The following is a 15,908-nucleotide window of genomic DNA, read 5'->3' as shown; positions in this document are numbered from 1 at the left end:
TCCCTATAGAGATGTAATCGATTACAAGAAGAGCGCCCTTCGGGTTTCGGGGCGACAAGGAGGAGTGACATGGCCATAGAAGGAAAAGACAATCCGCAAGTGCGACCGATCCGGCTCGGCATGGTCGGGGGTGGCAAGGATGCTTTCATCGGCGCTGTTCACAGGATCGCCTCCAGGATCGATGGGCGCTATGAACTCGTGGCTGGCGCCCTTTCGTCAACGCCTGAAAAAGCAAAAGAATCCGGTCATGCGCTTGGGCTGAAGGAAGACCGCATCTATGCCGATTTCGAAGAAATGGCGAAGCGGGAAGCACGGCTGAAGGACGGGATCGAAGCGGTTGCCATCGTCACGCCCAACCACGTGCATTATCCGGCTGCAAAAGCCTTTTTGAAACGCGGCATCCATGTCATTTGCGACAAGCCGCTGACCTCGACACTCACGGACGCCAAAAAACTGGTCAAGGCGGCCGAAAACTCCAGCGCCCTCTTCTTTCTGACCCATAACTACACCGGTTATCCCATGGTCCGGCAGGCGCGCGAGATGGTCGAAAGCGGCGATCTTGGCGCCATTCGCGTGATCCAGGTGGAATATCCGCAGGACTGGCTAACTGTTGAGCAGAACAACAAACAGGCCGATTGGCGCACAGACCCGGCCCGCTCCGGTGCCGGCGGATCCACCGGTGATATCGGGACGCACGCCTATAACCTTGCCTGCTTCATCACGGGACAAGCTGCCGAAAGCCTTGCGGCCGATTTGCAGTCCTTCGTTCCTGGGCGGCAGGTCGATGACAACGGCCACGTGATGCTGCGGTACGCCAGCGGCGCACGCGGCATGCTCTGGTGTTCACAGGTCGCGCCCGGCAACGAGAACAATCTGAAGATCCGGGTCTATGGCGACAAGGGTGGTCTGGAATGGCATCAGGAGAACCCGAACTACCTCTACTTTACACCTTTCGGGGAGCCGATGCGCGTCCTGACCCGTGGCGGTGCCGGCATGCTTGAAACGATCGGGCCTGCAACCCGGATCCCGCCGGGGCATCCTGAAGGATATCTCGAAGGCTTTGCCAACCTTTACAGGGACGCCGCCGATGCCATCAGGGCACATCAAAGCGGCGGCGACACGAGCACGCTTGTCCCTGGTATCAGCGATGGGCTAGCAGGTGTTCAGTTCGTTGATGCCTGTGTCCGGTCCTCTGCGAAAAACGCCGCCTGGGTCAAACTTGGCGGCTGACGGCATTGCGGCCTTAGCGCCGGGACCTGCCCGGCGCTGGCATTCAACGCGGCATTTGACGACGCTTCTTGCCGTCAATCCGTGAAAAGCGAGCGCCTCATCCAGAATCAGATTCCGGTTTTTCGAGCCTTACTCTGGTGACCCGCACGTCGTTTTTCATGCCGTGGAAAAGATCAGACACCGGACCATTTCGATCCACGGTTGCGCGCTCCCCTTTAGACAATTGATTTCGAGTGCGCTGCCGGCGCTCTCACCAAACCACAACCGGGCCACAACCTGATTAAAATTAGACTGATGAAGTTAATAGAAAAACTGCTGAACAAAGACTTACAAAGCATCGATAGATTGCCCTTTGCAGATTAAGCTCCTGCTAAGCAATAAATCGGCGTTGCGGCTCCACTTTCGCAAGCTGGGCAGCGCAATTCCGCGTTAAAAAACAGACCTTTCAAGGATTGTCAAAAATACGTATTTTTATTTAAATTACTTCGGCCAGACTTTTTTCAAAATATTGCATTTTTTTCGCCGCAATTGACCAGATTTTTCGTCAAAATCTCGCGAATACATTAACGGCACAAGAACACATCACCCAACTAATCCGCTTGGACACAATCAAAAAAATGCCGGGAAATCATACGGCATTGAAGGCTCATTATGCCTTTCTCATGGGGGTCCAAGCATGCCGACATCACGTTCAGCCACAATTCCTGCACCCGTGTTTGAACTAACGGGAGACACGGCCTTCTCCGGTGAGAGGGGCGACTATCTGGACGGGGGCAATGTGGCGGCGCTGTCGCTGGCGGCCGGCACCATTGCGCTGACCTTCAATGCCGATCATGTCTCCGGTCAGCAGGCGCTCTTTTCCAAGGACGGGCGCGGCTATGACGAGGGCGGGCACCTCACCGTCTGGCTCAAGAACGGCCAGATCTATGTCCGTCAGCAGACCGACGACAAGAGCGAATATCTCAAGGTGCCGGATCTTCAGGTCAAGGCAGGCACCGACTATCACTTCGCCGTCTCCTTCGGCGAGGACGGGCTCAATGTCTATGTCAACGGACAGCTCTTTGCAGCCGAGCCGGAGATGAAGCAGGGCATAGACATGAACGAGCGCTCCTTCCTGGTCGGCGCGTCCGGTGCCTGGCGCTCCAGCGACAGCCAGACCGCGAGCCAGCAGTTCAAGGGCACCATCTCCGATGTCATGGTCTTCGACGAACAGGTCGGGGGCGAGGCCATGGCAGCGCTGGCCGGTGAGGTCGACCCGGCATTTGAGGCCGATGCCCTGGCCGCCCTCGCCCAGGACGACCTGATGCCTGCCTTCCAGCAGCTCCATCACGGATCCGACGAGGCCAAAGCGCTCGCCATGGCCTATGGCTTCAACCACATGGGTGAGATGACCGCCAACGCCACCTCTCAGGACGGCACCGACCAGGACGAGACCATCGAGGGAACCGACCAGGCCGACGCCATCAATGCCGGGCTCGGCGACGACACCGTCAACGGCAAGGCAGGCAACGATATCCTCCAGGGGTCCTACGGCAACGACATCCTCAATGGCGGGGCCGGCGACGACGTCCTTGACGGCGGCCACGGCGAGGACATCCTCAACGGCGGTGCGGGCAACGACCTGCTCATCTCCCAGTCCGACGGACGCGAGGGACCGGTCGCCTACGACCCGGATCGTGACGAGGGCGATCCGGACAACGAGCTGACCGACGGCAAGCTCTATCCGGACCAGCCGATCCCGGCCGACGATGTCATGACCGGCGGGCTCGGAGCCGACACCTTCTACTTCCAGACCCTCATCAACGCCAAGGCCCGCTTCATCGAGGAACACACCCAGGATGACGGCACCATCCGCTGGCACGGCGTTGCCGGAGAGAATGACGACATCCACAATCACTGGGTCGATGTCATCGGCGACGACATCATCACCGACTTCAACCGCGCCGAGGGCGACAGCATCCTGATCGAGGGTCACACCACCAAGATCAGATCCATCACCTATGGCGATGCCAACAATGACGGCATTGTCGATCACTCCGTCATCGCTCTTTATTCCGACCAGGGCAGAGGCGGCGGCGCCCACAACAACGACGACCTGGGCACCGTCACCGTCTATGGCGACCTGATCACGCTCTCCGACATCTCCACCACGGCCAAACCGGCCTACGGCATCGTCCGCTCCATCGCCGATATCGACGAGGCCATCAAACCCATCGAGATGGGAACCGACCGCGGCGAGATCGCACCGCCCGACGATATCCCGACACAGGACGACCTCCCCCTCCCCGCAGGCATGACACCCGTCTTTGCAATCGCGGGAGACACGGCCTTCTCCGGTGAGAGGGGCGACTATCTGGACGGGGGCAATCTGGCGGCGCTGTCGCTGGCGGCCGGCACCATTGCGCTGACCTTCAATGCCGATCATGTCTCCGGTCAGCAGGCGCTCTTTTCCAAGGACGGGCGCGGCTATGACGAGGGCGGGCATCTCACCGTCTGGCTCAAGAACGGCGAGATCATCGTCCGTCAGCAGACCGACGAGAGCACCGAGTATCTCAAGGTCCCCGACCTGAAGATCGACAAGGGCACCGACTATCACCTCGCCGTCTCCTTCGGCGAGGACGGCCTCAACGTCTATGTCAACGGCCAGCTCTTTGCCGCCGAGCCGGAGATGAAGCAGGGCATGGACATGAACGAGCGCTCCTTCCTGGTCGGCGCCTCCGGTGCCTGGCGCTCCAGCGACAGCCAGACTGCGAGCCAGCAGTTCAAGGGCACCATCTCCAACGTCATGGTCTTCGACGAACAGGTTGGGGGCGAGGCCATGGCAGCGCTGGCCGGCGAGGTCGACCCGGCATTTGAGGCCGATGCCCTGGCCGCCCTCGCCCAGGACGACCTGATGCCTGCCTTCCAGCAGCTCCATCACGGCTCCGACGAGGCCAAAGCGCTTGCCATGGCCTACGGCTTCAACCACATGGGCGAGATGACCGCCAACGCCGCCCCTCAGGAAGGCACAGACCAGAACGAGACCATTGAGGGAACCGATCAGGCCGACGCCATCAATGCAGGGCTCGGCGACGACACCGTCAACGGCAAGGACGGCAACGACATCCTCCAGGGCTCCTACGGCAACGACATTCTCAATGGCGGTGACGGCAACGACGTCCTCGACGGCGGCCACGGTGAGGACATCCTCAACGGCGGTGCCGGCAACGACCTGCTCATCTCCCAGTCCGACGGACGCGAGGGACCGGTTGCCTACGACCCGGACCGTGACGAGGGCGATCCGGACAATGAGCTCACCGACGGCAAGCTCTATCCCGACCAGCCGATCCCGGCAGACGATGTCATGACCGGGGGCCTGGGGGCTGACACCTTCTACTTCCAGACCCTCATCAACGCCAAGGCGCGCTTCATCGAGGAACACACCCAGGATGACGGCACCATCCGCTGGCATGGCGTTGCCGGTGAGAATGACGACATCCACAATCACTGGGTCGATGTCATCGGCGACGACGTCATCACCGACTTCAACCGCGCCGAGGGCGACAGCATCCTGATCGAGGGCCACACCACCAAGGTCCGCTCCATCACCTATGGCGATGCCAACGATGATGGCATTGTCGATCACTCCGTCGTCGCCCTTTATTCCGACCAGGGCAGAGGCGGCGGCGCCCACAACAACGACGACCTGGGCACCGTCACCGTCTATGGCGACCTGATCACGCTCTCCGACATCTCCACCACCGCAAAACCGGCCTACGGCATCGTGAAGTCCATCACCGATATCGACGAGGCCATCAAACCCATCGAGATGGGAACGGACCGCGGCGAGATCGCACCGCCCGACGATATCCCGACACAGGACGACCTCCCCCTCCCCGCAGGCATGACACCCGTCTTTGCAATCGCGGGAGACGTAAATCTTGACGGAACCCGCGATGGTCAGATCGCCATCGAACATTCCAAGGATATGGAAATCGCGGAAGGAACGATCGCGTTTTCATTCAAGGCGGACACCGTAAGCGGTTCGGACGCCTTGTTTTCGAAGGATGCGAGCGGCTACGTCACCGGTGGCCATCTCACGGCATGGGTCACGGATGGCGGCAACATCAAGGTGCGTTTTCAGGACGAGACCAGTTCGCTCTGGCTCAAGGCCGAAGACGTCTTTGAAGTCGGCAAGGAACACGAGTTCGCATTCACATTCGGTGAAGACGGCGCCGTTCTTTATGTCGACGGGGTTGCCGTTGCCGAAGATGACGCATTTGAATCCGACTGGCTCGGTAATGAAGAGTACCTGATGATCGGGGCAAATGGCTGGAGCAGCCCGTCCGGCGAAATCGGTTGGACAGGCAATCATTTCGACGGTGTGATCTCCGACTTTACCGTCCTCGGCCAGCAACTCGATCAAGAGCAGATCGGCAATAACCTGTTCGCCTGACCTTTGTGCAGATTGCTGGGCGCATGACAAATGCACCCGCTTTCATGGCGCAGACGCCTTCCTTGACTGCCACGCAAGGAAGGCGTTTTTCTGCGCTTGAAGACGTGCGTTTGAATTCGCTTGAGGTGCCGCGCTAATCATGTCATTCTATCGATCTATTGAATGAGAGAATGACACAGTGTCAGAAGCCACCGATCTTCCCAGCTGCGGTACGGACGGCCACGAGAAGCGCGCACCTTTCGACTTGCCGGCGACGGCAACTATTGAAAGCGCGGCCATGATGCTGCGTGCGGCCGGAGATACGGCCCGGCTGCGTATTCTGCTTCTGCTGGCAAATGGCGAAAGGTGCGTGACCGAGCTCGCGGAAGAAGAGGGCGAGAAAGTCGCAACGGTTTCCGCGCGCCTGAAACTGCTTCATTCAGCGCGGCTGGTGACCAGGCGCCGTGACGCCAAACACATCTACTACGCGCTCGCGGATCATCACGTCGTGCATCTTTTGCGCGACATCCTCGATCATGCCGCAGAAGACAACACGCATAACATGACAAAAGAAGGAGAAAACTCTTGACCAACAACGGCCCCACCGACCCAAACCACAGTCACACGCACGGACCCAATTGCGGCCATACGGCCATCCGGCACGGCGATCATGTCGACTATCTTCATGACGGTCATCTTCATCACCAGGAAGGTGGTCGCGTCGAAGAGCACGTGATCGAGGTTTCTGCATCCAACCCTGGAGGCTGCGCTCCAGTCGGTACACAGGACCTGGGCCATGATCCCGACCATGTCCATGGTCCGGGGTGCGGACACGAGGCTGTACCTCATGGCGATCACGTCTGCTATCTCGTGAATGGCCGCCTGCATCACCCGCATGACGGGCACTGCGACGATCACGGCCCTGTCGAGGTCGTGTGAGCTCCAATGTTACCAGCACGCAGCCGCAACGCTTCAAATCTTGCGGCTGCATACTCTTTTGACGCTTGCAGTGCCGGACAATCAGTCGCCGCTAAAGCGCATTAAAGCTGGGTCGGATTGGGTGCGTCGCCGTAAACCTCAAGCGGATCAAAGACTTTTTCTGTCTCGGTGAAGTTCAGCTCTATAGGACCGCCTTCGACTTCTGTCGGCACTGCGCGATAGAAGCAGGAGCGGTAACCGACATGACAACTGGCACCGCCTTCCACAGCAACACGCAACCAGACCGCATCCTGATCGTCGTCGATCCGCATCTCCACAATTTTCTGGATCAGCCCGCTGGTTGCCCCCTTGTGCCAGAGACACTTGCGGCTGCGGCTCCAGTAGTGCGCCTCGCCCGTTCTGATGGTGTGCAGCAGGGCTTCCTCATTCATAACCCCCATCATCAGAACGTCACCCGTTTCAGCATCAGTGGTCACGACCGGAAGCAAACCATTTTCATCGAATTTGGGTGCCAGTTGCCTGCCCTCTTCGACTTGCTCAACTGAGCGGCGGCTCGCAAAAACGTGTTTGTCGGACATCATCCGAGCCCTCCGTTCGCCATCGGAATGGATGACAGGAAGTCTCTGCGAAGTTCCGGATCGGATTGAAACTCGCCGAGAAGCTTCCGGGTCAGCATCGACACGCCCGGTTTCTTGATCCCGCGGGTCGTCATGCACATATGCGCGGCTTCAATGACAACTGCGACACCGCGCGGCTGAAGAACTTGCTGAATGGTGTCGGCGATCTGGGACGTCAATGTCTCCTGGATCTGCAGCCGTTTTGCATAGACCTCCACCACCCGCGCCAGCTTGCTAATGCCGACGACACGGTTTGCCGGAAGGTAGGCGACATGTACTTTTCCGATGATCGGAACGACGTGATGCTCGCAGTGGGATTCCATCCGCATGTTCCGAAGCACGATCAGATCATCGTAATCGTTCGTCTCTTCGAACGTGCGTTCAAGAAGCTCAGCCGGATCGATGCTGTACCCCTCGAAAAACTCCTCGTATGCCCGCACGACGCGCGCGGGCGTGTCCACCAACCCTTCGCGATCCGGATCATCACCGCTCCATTCCAACAAGACGCGCACGGCTGCCTCAGCATCTTCGCGCGAAGGGCGCAACCCGTGCTCTTTGCGATACTCTTCCATGGCCGCAACACTCGCAGCGTAAGTCATTATGTTCAAAACCTCTGTTGTTGATTTTCGGGCTGAGATGCAACGTCTTAGCTGGCACTGGACTCTGCGTTGCCACGCTTTCCAGTCTTTCTGGCTGGTTAACTGACGCGATAATCCCCTTAAGGGATCGAAAACCCTTCTTTCACATGGGAAAACCCAATCTGCACTTCCTTGATTTGGACATGATACGATATAACGTTACAAATCAAGTTGGAAATGGGTTCAAAAGCCATAAGGCGGCAGAAGTGAGGCCAAGCCGGGTTTCGAGCGATTGCTGATCCTTGGCGGACCCGCGCATGGAATGTATCCGGGAGCAAAAGTTGGAACAAAACCTGCTCGAGCAAACAGTGGAAGGCGACCTAACCCATTTCGGGAAGGCCCGCTCAATATTACAGAAATGGACTGAAGCCGTGGCATCGGGACGGATCGAAGAGATCCTGAACCTTTATGCCAAAGACGCTATTCTTGTCCCCACGTTGACCAACGAGATCGCCGTTACCGAGGACGGCCGCCGCAGTTACTTTGAGTTTTTTCTGTCCAACGGGCGTGCCACCTGTGCCGTCGACCATGAAGACTGCCGGATTGATAGGGATCGCTGCACGGTCACGATCGGCGGCATCTATACGTTCTCTTTCCAGAGAGCCGCTGGAGTGGAAACCGTACCTGCCCGGTTCCTGTTCACTTTCGAAGAATTTAATGGGCGTTGGCTCATCACCGGACACCATTCGTCGCGCTGTGTTTGAAACACGCCATGAAACATCGAACGCCCCCGAGGCAAACAAGATCAAGTGACCAGACACGCATGACCATTCCAGAACGCATACCTGTATTCCTGCTGAGTGGTTTTCTCGGCTCCGGCAAGTCAACGCTGCTGAACGCGTTTCTAAACAATCCCGCCGTCCAGGATACAGCCGTTATCATCAACGAATTCGGCGATGTTCCGGTCGATCACCTGCTGGTTCGACGGGGAGAAACCGCGATCAAAAAGGTATCGACAGGATGCCTTTGCTGTTCAGACACAACGGACATCCGCAAGACGCTTGAGGATCTGCGCGACGCGTCGCTTCAGGGGCTGACGGGTGTTTTCTCGCGCGTAATCGTGGAAATGAGCGGACTTGGAGATCCGGCCTCGCTCGTCAATGCGCTTTCCACAAGCAGTGACGTTGCCAGCCAACGGTCTGACGACGCCGCCGTTCCCGAATTCTATCTGGCCGGGGTTGTGACGCTTTTCGACAGCAGTACCGGGGCCGTTTCCGTCGAGAACCATTTCGAGGCGCTTAAACAAATCGCCTTCGCGGATCGGATCGTGCTTACGAAAATGGATCTGGCAGACGGCCGCGAAACCGCTACGGAGTGCAGCGCGCTGATGCGTGAATTGCGCGAACTGAACGCCGGCGCGGACATCATCGATCGTCGGTCTGTTGATCTGACAACGCTGTTTTCACCGCGTCCATACGCTGCTGTTGACCGCGGAGAAGATGTCGCCGGTTGGCTCGCTCTGGAAGCCGCATTGGCATTGGAAGCCGGGCATGGCACTCGAGCAGACGAGGAAAACACCCTCCTCAGGCATGGCTCCGGTATACGGACATTCAGCATCGTGAGCGACACGCCGCTGCCTGAAAAAAGGTTCCGTCAGTTCCTCGGTCTCCTGCAGAATTCGGCCGGACAAAGGCTGCTGCGCGTCAAGGGGATCGTTGCAACCGAGAACACGCCGGAAGAACCGCTGATCGTCCATGCGGTCCAGCACACTGTTTCAGATCCGGTTCGCCTGCCCGCCTGGCCTGACCAGGATCATCGCACGCGGCTTGTGTTCATCACGGACGGGGTCGACCCGGAACCCGTCCGCGAACTCTTTACGGCCGTCATCAACGCCCGTTCTTTCTCACTTGCAAAGTCACTCAGAAATGCGGGCGACGCTCTGCTCGCTTCATTTTCCCGAACTTTCTCCAACATCACCAGTCTCTCTCGGAGGTCACAATGAATGATATGCAAAGGACGCCCGTCACTGTGCTTACCGGTTACCTGGGCGCAGGAAAAACCACATTGCTGAACCGCATCCTCTCGGAAAATCACGGCAAAAAATATGCGGTTATCGTCAATGAATTCGGTGACGTCGGCATCGACAACGATCTTGTCGTCGACGCGGACGAAGAAGTCTTTGAAATGAACAATGGATGTATTTGCTGCACCGTGCGCGGCGACCTCATCCGGATCATCGAAGGCCTTATGAAACGGCGAAATCACTTCGACGCAATCCTGATCGAAACAACCGGACTTGCAGACCCGGCCCCGGTTGCCCAGACATTCTTCGTCGACGAGGACGTTCAATCGAAGACCAAGCTTGATGCGATCGTGACCGTTGTGGATGCCAAGCACCTGCTTGAAGAGATAGACAAGGCCCATGAAGCCCAGGAACAGCTGGCCTTCGCCGACATTGTCCTCCTGAACAAGATCGATCTTGTCAGCGAACAGGAACGTGCCGAGGTTGAAAAGCGGATCCGCAGGATCAATCCAACAACTCAAATCCACTACAGCGAACGTTGTCAGATTGACCTCGACAAAGTCCTTGGGCGCAACGCCTTTGATCTGGACCGGGTGCTGGAGATCGAGCCGCATTTCCTGGAGCATTTCCATGACCACGATCACGACGACCATGTCACGAGCTTTTCGCTTCTAAGCGATGCACCGCTCGACCCCCAAAGGTTCTTTCCCTGGATGCAGATGATCGCACAGGAGTTCGGCCCCGACATGCTGCGGATGAAGGGGATCATCGCATTTGCGGACGATGACGATCGTTTCGTGATGCAAGGGGTTCACATGCTGCTGGAAGGCGACCATCAAAGGCCCTGGAAAGCTGGCGAGAAGCGGACAACAAGGCTCGTGTTCATCGGTCGCAATCTTCCGCGCGACAAGATCGAAGCCGGCTTCACGGAGTGCGTCATTCACGAAGGAATCGCAGCGGAATGACCAGGTTCAACAATCCGCTCGCACCGAAAGTCAACCGGCTGAAGGCAAAGTCTTCTGAAATCAAGGCCTGGACCCGCGAACTGATGGGCCTGCCGGAAGATACGCCCATCACCGTTGCCGAATTGGCTTGCCGGGACGCCGGGTGCCCAGACATCGAAACAGTGATTGGCGTGCTCGAACCTGACAAGCCGATCGTGAAGTTTCGGGTACACACAACCTTGTCGGAAGTGACCAAAGCGGACGTGGCCAAGGCAGCGGGCGTTTAGATATCGCCCCTTCGCACTGCAGGCCGTTTCGCGGTCGCAGAAATACGCTGGCAGTTTTGTGCGGTCGATCTGGGTAGAATCTGGGGAACGGATGCCGGGAAGTGGTGTACCAAATCGATTGCAGCGGCTAAAGCGGCGGGCTGAAGACTACCTTCAGCCCGCTGCTTCATTCGACATGAGCCATCAACTGGACGGCATTGCTTTAGGTCACAATCTTTCCGGGCAGCGAATTGACCGTCAACGTTTCGCTCGGTTGAAAGTGGATCACTGAGCGGATTGACTCACCAGCTTTCAGGAGATCAAACGCTGTATTGATCTGCTCGTGGTTCATGTGATGCGTGATATAGGGGTCCACGCTGAAGTCGCCGCGCAGCCACTCATCGACCATTCCCGGCAACTGGCTGCGACCCAAAACACCGCCAAAGGCGGTGCCGCGCCAAACCCGGCCCGTGACGAGCTGGAAGGGCCGGGTCGCAATCTCCTGGCCGGCGCCGGCAACACCGATTACCGTGCACTCGCCCCACCCTTTGTGGCACGCCTCAAGCGCGGAGCGCATCAGCTCGACGTTCCCGACCGCTTCGAAAGTGTAGTCCAGTCCGCCGTTGGTCATCTCGACCAAGACATCCTGAATGGGTCCGTCAAAGTCCTTCGGGTTGATGCATTCCGTGGCACCAAGCGCCTTGGCGAGCGGGAACTTTGAGGTGTTGATATCGATCCCGATAATGCGCGAGGCACCGTTCAGAACCGCTCCCTGAATGACGGCCATGCCAACCGCACCGAGACCGAACACACCAACCGTCGACCCGGGCTCAACCTTCGCTGTGTTACGCACGGCTCCGATACCTGTCGGAACAGCGCATCCCATGACAGATGCCTTGGAGAGCGGCGCTTCCTTGGTGATCTTGGCCACTGAAATCTCTGGCAGCACCGTGTATTCGCTAAAGGTGCTGGTACCCATGTAGTGCAGGATCTGCTTGCCCTTGTAGGAAAAACGCGACGTGCCATCCGGCATCAGACCGGCGCCCTGCGTCTTGCGAATGGTCTGGCAGAGATTGGTCTTGCCGGACTTGATGTAGGGACAGTCGGGATCTTCGGGGATATAGAGCGGGATGACATGGTCGCCCGGGACGACCGAAGTCACGCCTTTGCCGACCTCTTCCACAATGCCGCAGCCTTCGTGGCCGAGAATGCACGGGAAGAGGCCCTCGGGATCCTCTCCCGAGAGGGTAAAAACATCGGTGTGGCAGAGACTTGTCGTGACAATCCGCACCAGCACTTCACCCTCTTTGGGGCCCTCAAGGTCGATCTCCTCGATCTCAAGCGGCTGGTTCGGTGCCCAGGCAATAGCGGCACGGGTTTTCATTTTGAAACTCCCTGAGAATCAATTCGTTAGGCTTGGAAGTTCGAGCCGGCCATCACTGCTTTTCTGTTTGGATCGCAGGATGGCCGGTTCTTTCCGCGTTTAGGCTTTAAGGGGTCTTAGGACCCAAGCGCTTCCGAGAGGGTCTTGGCATTGTGGTGCATCATATCGAGATATGTGCCTGCCGGACCATCCGAACCGGAGAGCGCATCCGAGTAGAGCGTTCCGCCGATTGTTGCTTCCGTCTCGTTCGCAATCTGCTCGAGCAAGCGATTATCCGTGATCGATTCCACGAAGACCGCCGAGATACCATCTTCACGGATTTGCGTGATCAGCTTGGCGACATCGGCGGCTGATGGTTCGCTTTCAGTGCTCAGGCCCTGTGGAGCTTCGAAGGTCAACCCGTAGTGGTCCGCGAAATATCCGAATGCATCGTGCGACGTGACAACGGTGCGGCGGTCTTCCGGAAGCGCACCGATCATGGCGTCGATTTCAGCCTCGAGGGCTTTGATCTCCGCGACATAGGCTTCGCGGTTTTCATAGAAGACACCGGCGTGTGCAGGATCTGCTTTGGCGAGAGCCGCGGTGATGTTGTCGACGTAAATTACAGCGTTGTCGAGGCTTTGCCAGGCGTGAGGATCAAAGGCCCCGTGATTGTGACCTTCGTGGCCATGTCCGGCGTGCTCTTCATGATCATCGTGGTCATCATGTCCAGCATGTTCCTCATGCTTGTCATGATCATGGTCGTCATGGCCAGCTTCAGCATGCTTTTCGTGGTCGTGATCGTCATGATCATGCCCAGCCTCGGCGTGCTTTTCATGGTCGTGATCGTGCTCCGCTTCGGCATGTTCTTCATGCTTGTCGTGGTCATGGTCGTCGTGGCCCGCTTCAGCGTGTTTTTCATGGTCATGATCATCGTGATCGTGACCGGCCTCGGCGTGCTTTTCATGGTCATGTTCATGCTCTGCTTCCGCATGCTCATCTCCATGGTCGTCATGGTCATCATGCTCGCCAAACGGGATCGCATCCACGCCGGTTGTGGCGACGACAAGCGTGCCCTTGAAATCGGCAGCCTCGGAAAGACGTTCCAGCCAGCCTTCAAATTCCAGGCCGTTGACAATCAGCACATCCGCTTCACTGACCGCACGCGCATCCTGCGGTGTTGGCTGGTAGACATGAGCGTCCCCGTCGGGACCAACAAGAGTGGTCAATTCGATATGCTCGCCACCGATCCGTTCGACCATATCACCCAGAACGGAGAAGGTTGCCACAACGTGCTTGTGATCATCTGCCCAAGCGATCGTTGGCGACAATAACGAAAGCGCGACAAGGGCCGTCGCGGATTTCAGGACTGTTCTGCGGGGCGTCATGAGGTTTCCTTTCAGTTCTGCAGGGGCCGGCGTGGCAGCACCTGTGCAATGAGACCGCCTGCCGGGCCAAGCACCAGGGACACCGCGTAGACAATTCCGGCTACGAGGATGATCGCCGGCCCGGAGGGCAAGCTGTAATGGTAGGAGAGCAGAAGGCCACTCAAGCTGGAGAAAAATGCAATAGCGACTGCAACGAGAATGAGCCCGCCTATACTGCTGGCCCAAAAACGGGCTGCCGCAGCAGGCAGGATCATGATGCCGACTGCCATGAGCGTGCCGAGGGCATGAAATCCGCCAACGAGGTTTAAAACCACCAGCGACAGAAACGTGAAATGCGTGATTGCGCTGAGCTTGCTGACGGAGCGCAGGAACTGCGGGTCTGCACATTCCAGAACCAGTGGACGGAACAGGATCGCGAGAACCAGCACCGACAGGCTCGCGATTGAGCAAAGCAGAATGAGTGCGTCGTTGTTGAGCGCCAGCACGGTCCCGAACAGCACATGCATCAGGTCCACGTTGCTGCCGCGCGTCGAGACAATCAACACGCCAAGCGCAAGAGAGATCAGATAGAAGGCCGCAAGGCTGGCATCTTCGCGCAGGGACGTCACGCGCGTGACCAATCCGGACAGCAGCGCCACCGCCATACCCGCAATCAGTCCCCCGACGGTCATAGCGCCAAGTGACAGACCTGAGATCAGAAAGCCAACCGCAGCACCCGGCAGGATCGCATGCGCCATTGCGTCTCCCGTCAGGCTCATGCGCCTGAGCATCAGAAAAACCCCAACCGGCGTTGCGCCTAGCGAAACCGCGATGCAGCCGAGCAATGCGCGGCGCATGAACCCGAAATCAGCGAAAGGCTGAATGACGATTTCCCAGATCATGCCGCGTCCCGTCCGCAGACATGTGGTGGACCCGCACACGCTTCGCACATCTGGCGCGCGCGAAACTGATTTTCGGCGGTGAGCACCTGTTCCGTTGGCCCGTGTGCCACAAGCTCACGCGCCAGCAAGAGCGTCTCGGGAAAATGAGCGCGAACAGTCTCGGCGTCATGCAGGACGGCAAGAACCGTTCGGCCTTCTGTGTGCCAGCTGCGGATCACGTCAAGAAGATCTGCCATGGTGCGGGCATCGATCGCGGTAAAGGGCTCATCGAGCAGGACCAGACGTGCGTCCTGAAGCAGCAGTCGTGCAAAAAGCGCCCGCTGCATCTGACCACCGGACAGCGAGCCGATGGGACGGGACTCAAGTCCAGTCAGTCCCACGGAAGCCAGGGCTGCATCAACGCGTGCGCGCTGCTTTTTGCCAAGCCAGCCAAAGGGCCCGATCTCGCGCCACAGTCCCATGGCAACCAGATCAACGACAGAAAGCGGGAACGTGCGGTCAATGTCGGACTGTTGTGGCAGATAGGCAATATCCTCACGCGCCAGCGAGCCAAACTCCACATTTCCCTGCAAAGGGGCGAGCGCTCCGGTTACTCCCTTCAGCAAGGTGGATTTTCCCGCACCATTTGGTCCGAAGATCGCCGTCAGACTGCCTTCGGCAATATCCGTGCGGAGCTGTTGAACAGCGGGCAGGCGATCATATCCCAGCGTGAGGTCTCGAAATGCAAGAGCAGATGTCATAGGGCCCCCGGTGTCGAAGTGGCCCAGAAAAAGGCTGCCCAGAGCGCGGCAACAACAAAAAGCGCGGCAACAAGGCGGGCCCCTGCCCCGACAAGAAGCAGCCGTAGTGTCTTTTCTGCACTCATGCCTGTAGCTTCCCTACGCTGCACGAACCGCACATGCCGTGTATTTCGATCACATGGCGCATTGGCGTGAACCCGGATTTACTCACCAGGCCGGAAATTTCATCCAGCAATTCAGGTGCGACGCTTTCTTCGACAGAACCGCATTCTTCGCAAATGGACAGGATAGAGGTATGCTGGTGCCGGTCGCACTGGCAAGCGATAAACGCATTCAGGGATTCAACACGATGCACCCGGCCACAGTCTGTCAGCGTCGACAGGGCTCGATAAATGGTCGTTGGCGCGACCTTCCCGTGGGTTTGGCGCAATACTTCAAGAACCTCATAGGCTGTGACTGGCGCATCGCTACGGTGCAAAACACGGAGGACCTCAGCCTGCCACATTTCTCCACGCGTGATCACAA

16 protein-coding genes are annotated in these 15,908 nt (G+C 58.0%); 8 read left to right on the top strand and 8 right to left on the bottom strand.

Annotation, left to right across the window (positions count from 1 at the left end):
- Nucleotides 1–69: 69 nt before the first annotated feature.
- The 4 genes from ABVF61_RS19425 to ABVF61_RS19410 all read left to right on the top strand — a co-directional run bounded on the left by ABVF61_RS19425 (nt 70) and on the right by ABVF61_RS19410 (nt 6,583).
- The gene (locus ABVF61_RS19425) at nt 70–1,230 is read left to right on the top strand and encodes a Gfo/Idh/MocA family protein (RefSeq protein WP_353995179.1); all 1,161 of its coding nucleotides are present in this window, start codon (nt 70–72) and stop codon (nt 1,228–1,230) included.
- A 676-nt stretch (nt 1,231–1,906) separates the two neighbouring features.
- Complete coding sequence (locus ABVF61_RS19420; RefSeq protein ID WP_353995178.1) at nt 1,907–5,665, top strand: LamG-like jellyroll fold domain-containing protein; 3,759 nt, start codon at nt 1,907–1,909, stop codon at nt 5,663–5,665.
- A 178-nt stretch (nt 5,666–5,843) separates the two neighbouring features.
- Nucleotides 5,844–6,233 (top strand): ArsR/SmtB family transcription factor, encoded by a 390-nt coding sequence (locus tag ABVF61_RS19415; RefSeq protein WP_353995177.1) that lies wholly within the window; start codon nt 5,844–5,846, stop codon nt 6,231–6,233.
- Nucleotides 6,230–6,583, top strand: a complete 354-nt coding sequence (locus tag ABVF61_RS19410) for a hypothetical protein (protein ID WP_353995176.1) — start codon at nt 6,230–6,232, stop codon at nt 6,581–6,583. Before ABVF61_RS19415 ends, ABVF61_RS19410 begins: the two co-directional genes overlap by 4 nt.
- 101 nt (nt 6,584–6,684) lie before the next feature.
- On the opposite strand, the gene hisI is transcribed toward ABVF61_RS19410, so the two are convergent.
- Nucleotides 6,685–7,164, bottom strand: a complete 480-nt coding sequence (gene hisI, locus ABVF61_RS19405; RefSeq protein ID WP_353995175.1) for a phosphoribosyl-AMP cyclohydrolase — start codon at nt 7,162–7,164, stop codon at nt 6,685–6,687.
- Complete coding sequence (gene folE, locus ABVF61_RS19400) at nt 7,161–7,799, bottom strand: GTP cyclohydrolase I FolE (protein ID WP_353995174.1); 639 nt, start codon at nt 7,797–7,799, stop codon at nt 7,161–7,163. The genes hisI and folE overlap by 4 nt, the downstream gene beginning before the upstream one ends.
- 320 nt (nt 7,800–8,119) lie before the next feature.
- Between folE and ABVF61_RS19395 the strand changes: the two genes are divergently transcribed.
- The 4 genes from ABVF61_RS19395 to ABVF61_RS19380 are packed head-to-tail and all read left to right on the top strand — an operon-like array spanning nt 8,120 to nt 11,032.
- Nucleotides 8,120–8,542 (top strand): nuclear transport factor 2 family protein, encoded by a 423-nt coding sequence (locus ABVF61_RS19395; RefSeq protein WP_353995173.1) that lies wholly within the window; start codon nt 8,120–8,122, stop codon nt 8,540–8,542.
- Nucleotides 8,543–8,601: 59 nt separating this feature from the next.
- Nucleotides 8,602–9,780, top strand: a complete 1,179-nt coding sequence (locus tag ABVF61_RS19390) for a CobW family GTP-binding protein (protein WP_353995172.1) — start codon at nt 8,602–8,604, stop codon at nt 9,778–9,780.
- Nucleotides 9,777–10,766: a CobW family GTP-binding protein gene (locus ABVF61_RS19385; protein WP_353995171.1), complete on the top strand. Its 990-nt coding sequence runs from the start codon at nt 9,777–9,779 to the stop codon at nt 10,764–10,766. Before ABVF61_RS19390 ends, ABVF61_RS19385 begins: the two co-directional genes overlap by 4 nt.
- On the top strand, nt 10,763–11,032 hold the full coding sequence (locus ABVF61_RS19380; protein WP_353995170.1) for a nitrate reductase: 270 nt from the start codon (nt 10,763–10,765) through the stop codon (nt 11,030–11,032). The genes ABVF61_RS19385 and ABVF61_RS19380 overlap by 4 nt, the downstream gene beginning before the upstream one ends.
- A 202-nt stretch (nt 11,033–11,234) precedes the next feature.
- On the opposite strand, the gene ABVF61_RS19375 is transcribed toward ABVF61_RS19380, so the two are convergent.
- From ABVF61_RS19375 to ABVF61_RS19350, 6 genes are all read right to left on the bottom strand, one after another.
- The gene (locus ABVF61_RS19375; protein WP_353995169.1) at nt 11,235–12,395 is read right to left on the bottom strand and encodes an S-(hydroxymethyl)glutathione dehydrogenase/class III alcohol dehydrogenase; all 1,161 of its coding nucleotides are present in this window, start codon (nt 12,393–12,395) and stop codon (nt 11,235–11,237) included.
- Between the two features lie 116 nt (nt 12,396–12,511).
- Nucleotides 12,512–13,762 (bottom strand): metal ABC transporter solute-binding protein, Zn/Mn family, encoded by a 1,251-nt coding sequence (locus tag ABVF61_RS19370; RefSeq protein ID WP_353995168.1) that lies wholly within the window; start codon nt 13,760–13,762, stop codon nt 12,512–12,514.
- 11 nt (nt 13,763–13,773) lie between these two features.
- On the bottom strand, nt 13,774–14,643 hold the full coding sequence (locus ABVF61_RS19365) for a metal ABC transporter permease (RefSeq protein ID WP_353995167.1): 870 nt from the start codon (nt 14,641–14,643) through the stop codon (nt 13,774–13,776).
- Complete coding sequence (aztA, locus tag ABVF61_RS19360; protein WP_353995166.1) at nt 14,640–15,383, bottom strand: zinc ABC transporter ATP-binding protein AztA; 744 nt, start codon at nt 15,381–15,383, stop codon at nt 14,640–14,642. The genes ABVF61_RS19365 and aztA overlap by 4 nt, the downstream gene beginning before the upstream one ends.
- Nucleotides 15,380–15,508, bottom strand: a complete 129-nt coding sequence (locus ABVF61_RS19355) for a hypothetical protein (protein WP_353995165.1) — start codon at nt 15,506–15,508, stop codon at nt 15,380–15,382. Before ABVF61_RS19355 ends, aztA begins: the two co-directional genes overlap by 4 nt.
- Nucleotides 15,505–15,906, bottom strand: a complete 402-nt coding sequence (locus ABVF61_RS19350; RefSeq protein WP_353995164.1) for a Fur family transcriptional regulator — start codon at nt 15,904–15,906, stop codon at nt 15,505–15,507. Before ABVF61_RS19350 ends, ABVF61_RS19355 begins: the two co-directional genes overlap by 4 nt.
- Nucleotides 15,907–15,908 lie beyond the last annotated feature (2 nt).

This window comes from Roseibium sp. HPY-6, assembly GCF_040530035.1.
Lineage (GTDB): Bacteria > Pseudomonadota > Alphaproteobacteria > Rhizobiales > Stappiaceae > Roseibium.
Note: the sequence above shows the minus strand (reverse complement) of the source record. Positions and strands in the feature narration are given on the sequence as shown.

Excerpts from the sequence above, each read along its gene's own strand:
- ABVF61_RS19425 (WP_353995179.1), top strand. The coding sequence starts at position 70 with ATGGCCATAGAAGGAAAAGACAATCCGCAAGTGCGACCGATCCGGCTC.
- ABVF61_RS19420 (WP_353995178.1), top strand. The coding sequence starts at position 1,907 with ATGCCGACATCACGTTCAGCCACAATTCCTGCACCCGTGTTTGAACTA.
- hisI (WP_353995175.1), bottom strand. The coding sequence starts at position 7,164 with ATGATGTCCGACAAACACGTTTTTGCGAGCCGCCGCTCAGTTGAGCAA.
- folE (WP_353995174.1), bottom strand. The coding sequence starts at position 7,799 with ATGACTTACGCTGCGAGTGTTGCGGCCATGGAAGAGTATCGCAAAGAG.
- ABVF61_RS19390 (WP_353995172.1), top strand. The coding sequence starts at position 8,602 with ATGACCATTCCAGAACGCATACCTGTATTCCTGCTGAGTGGTTTTCTC.
- ABVF61_RS19385 (WP_353995171.1), top strand. The coding sequence starts at position 9,777 with ATGAATGATATGCAAAGGACGCCCGTCACTGTGCTTACCGGTTACCTG.
- ABVF61_RS19380 (WP_353995170.1), top strand. The coding sequence starts at position 10,763 with ATGACCAGGTTCAACAATCCGCTCGCACCGAAAGTCAACCGGCTGAAG.
- ABVF61_RS19375 (WP_353995169.1), bottom strand. The coding sequence starts at position 12,395 with ATGAAAACCCGTGCCGCTATTGCCTGGGCACCGAACCAGCCGCTTGAG.
- ABVF61_RS19370 (WP_353995168.1), bottom strand. The coding sequence starts at position 13,762 with ATGACGCCCCGCAGAACAGTCCTGAAATCCGCGACGGCCCTTGTCGCG.
- ABVF61_RS19365 (WP_353995167.1), bottom strand. The coding sequence starts at position 14,643 with ATGATCTGGGAAATCGTCATTCAGCCTTTCGCTGATTTCGGGTTCATG.
- aztA (WP_353995166.1), bottom strand. The coding sequence starts at position 15,383 with ATGACATCTGCTCTTGCATTTCGAGACCTCACGCTGGGATATGATCGC.
- ABVF61_RS19355 (WP_353995165.1), bottom strand. The coding sequence starts at position 15,508 with ATGAGTGCAGAAAAGACACTACGGCTGCTTCTTGTCGGGGCAGGGGCC.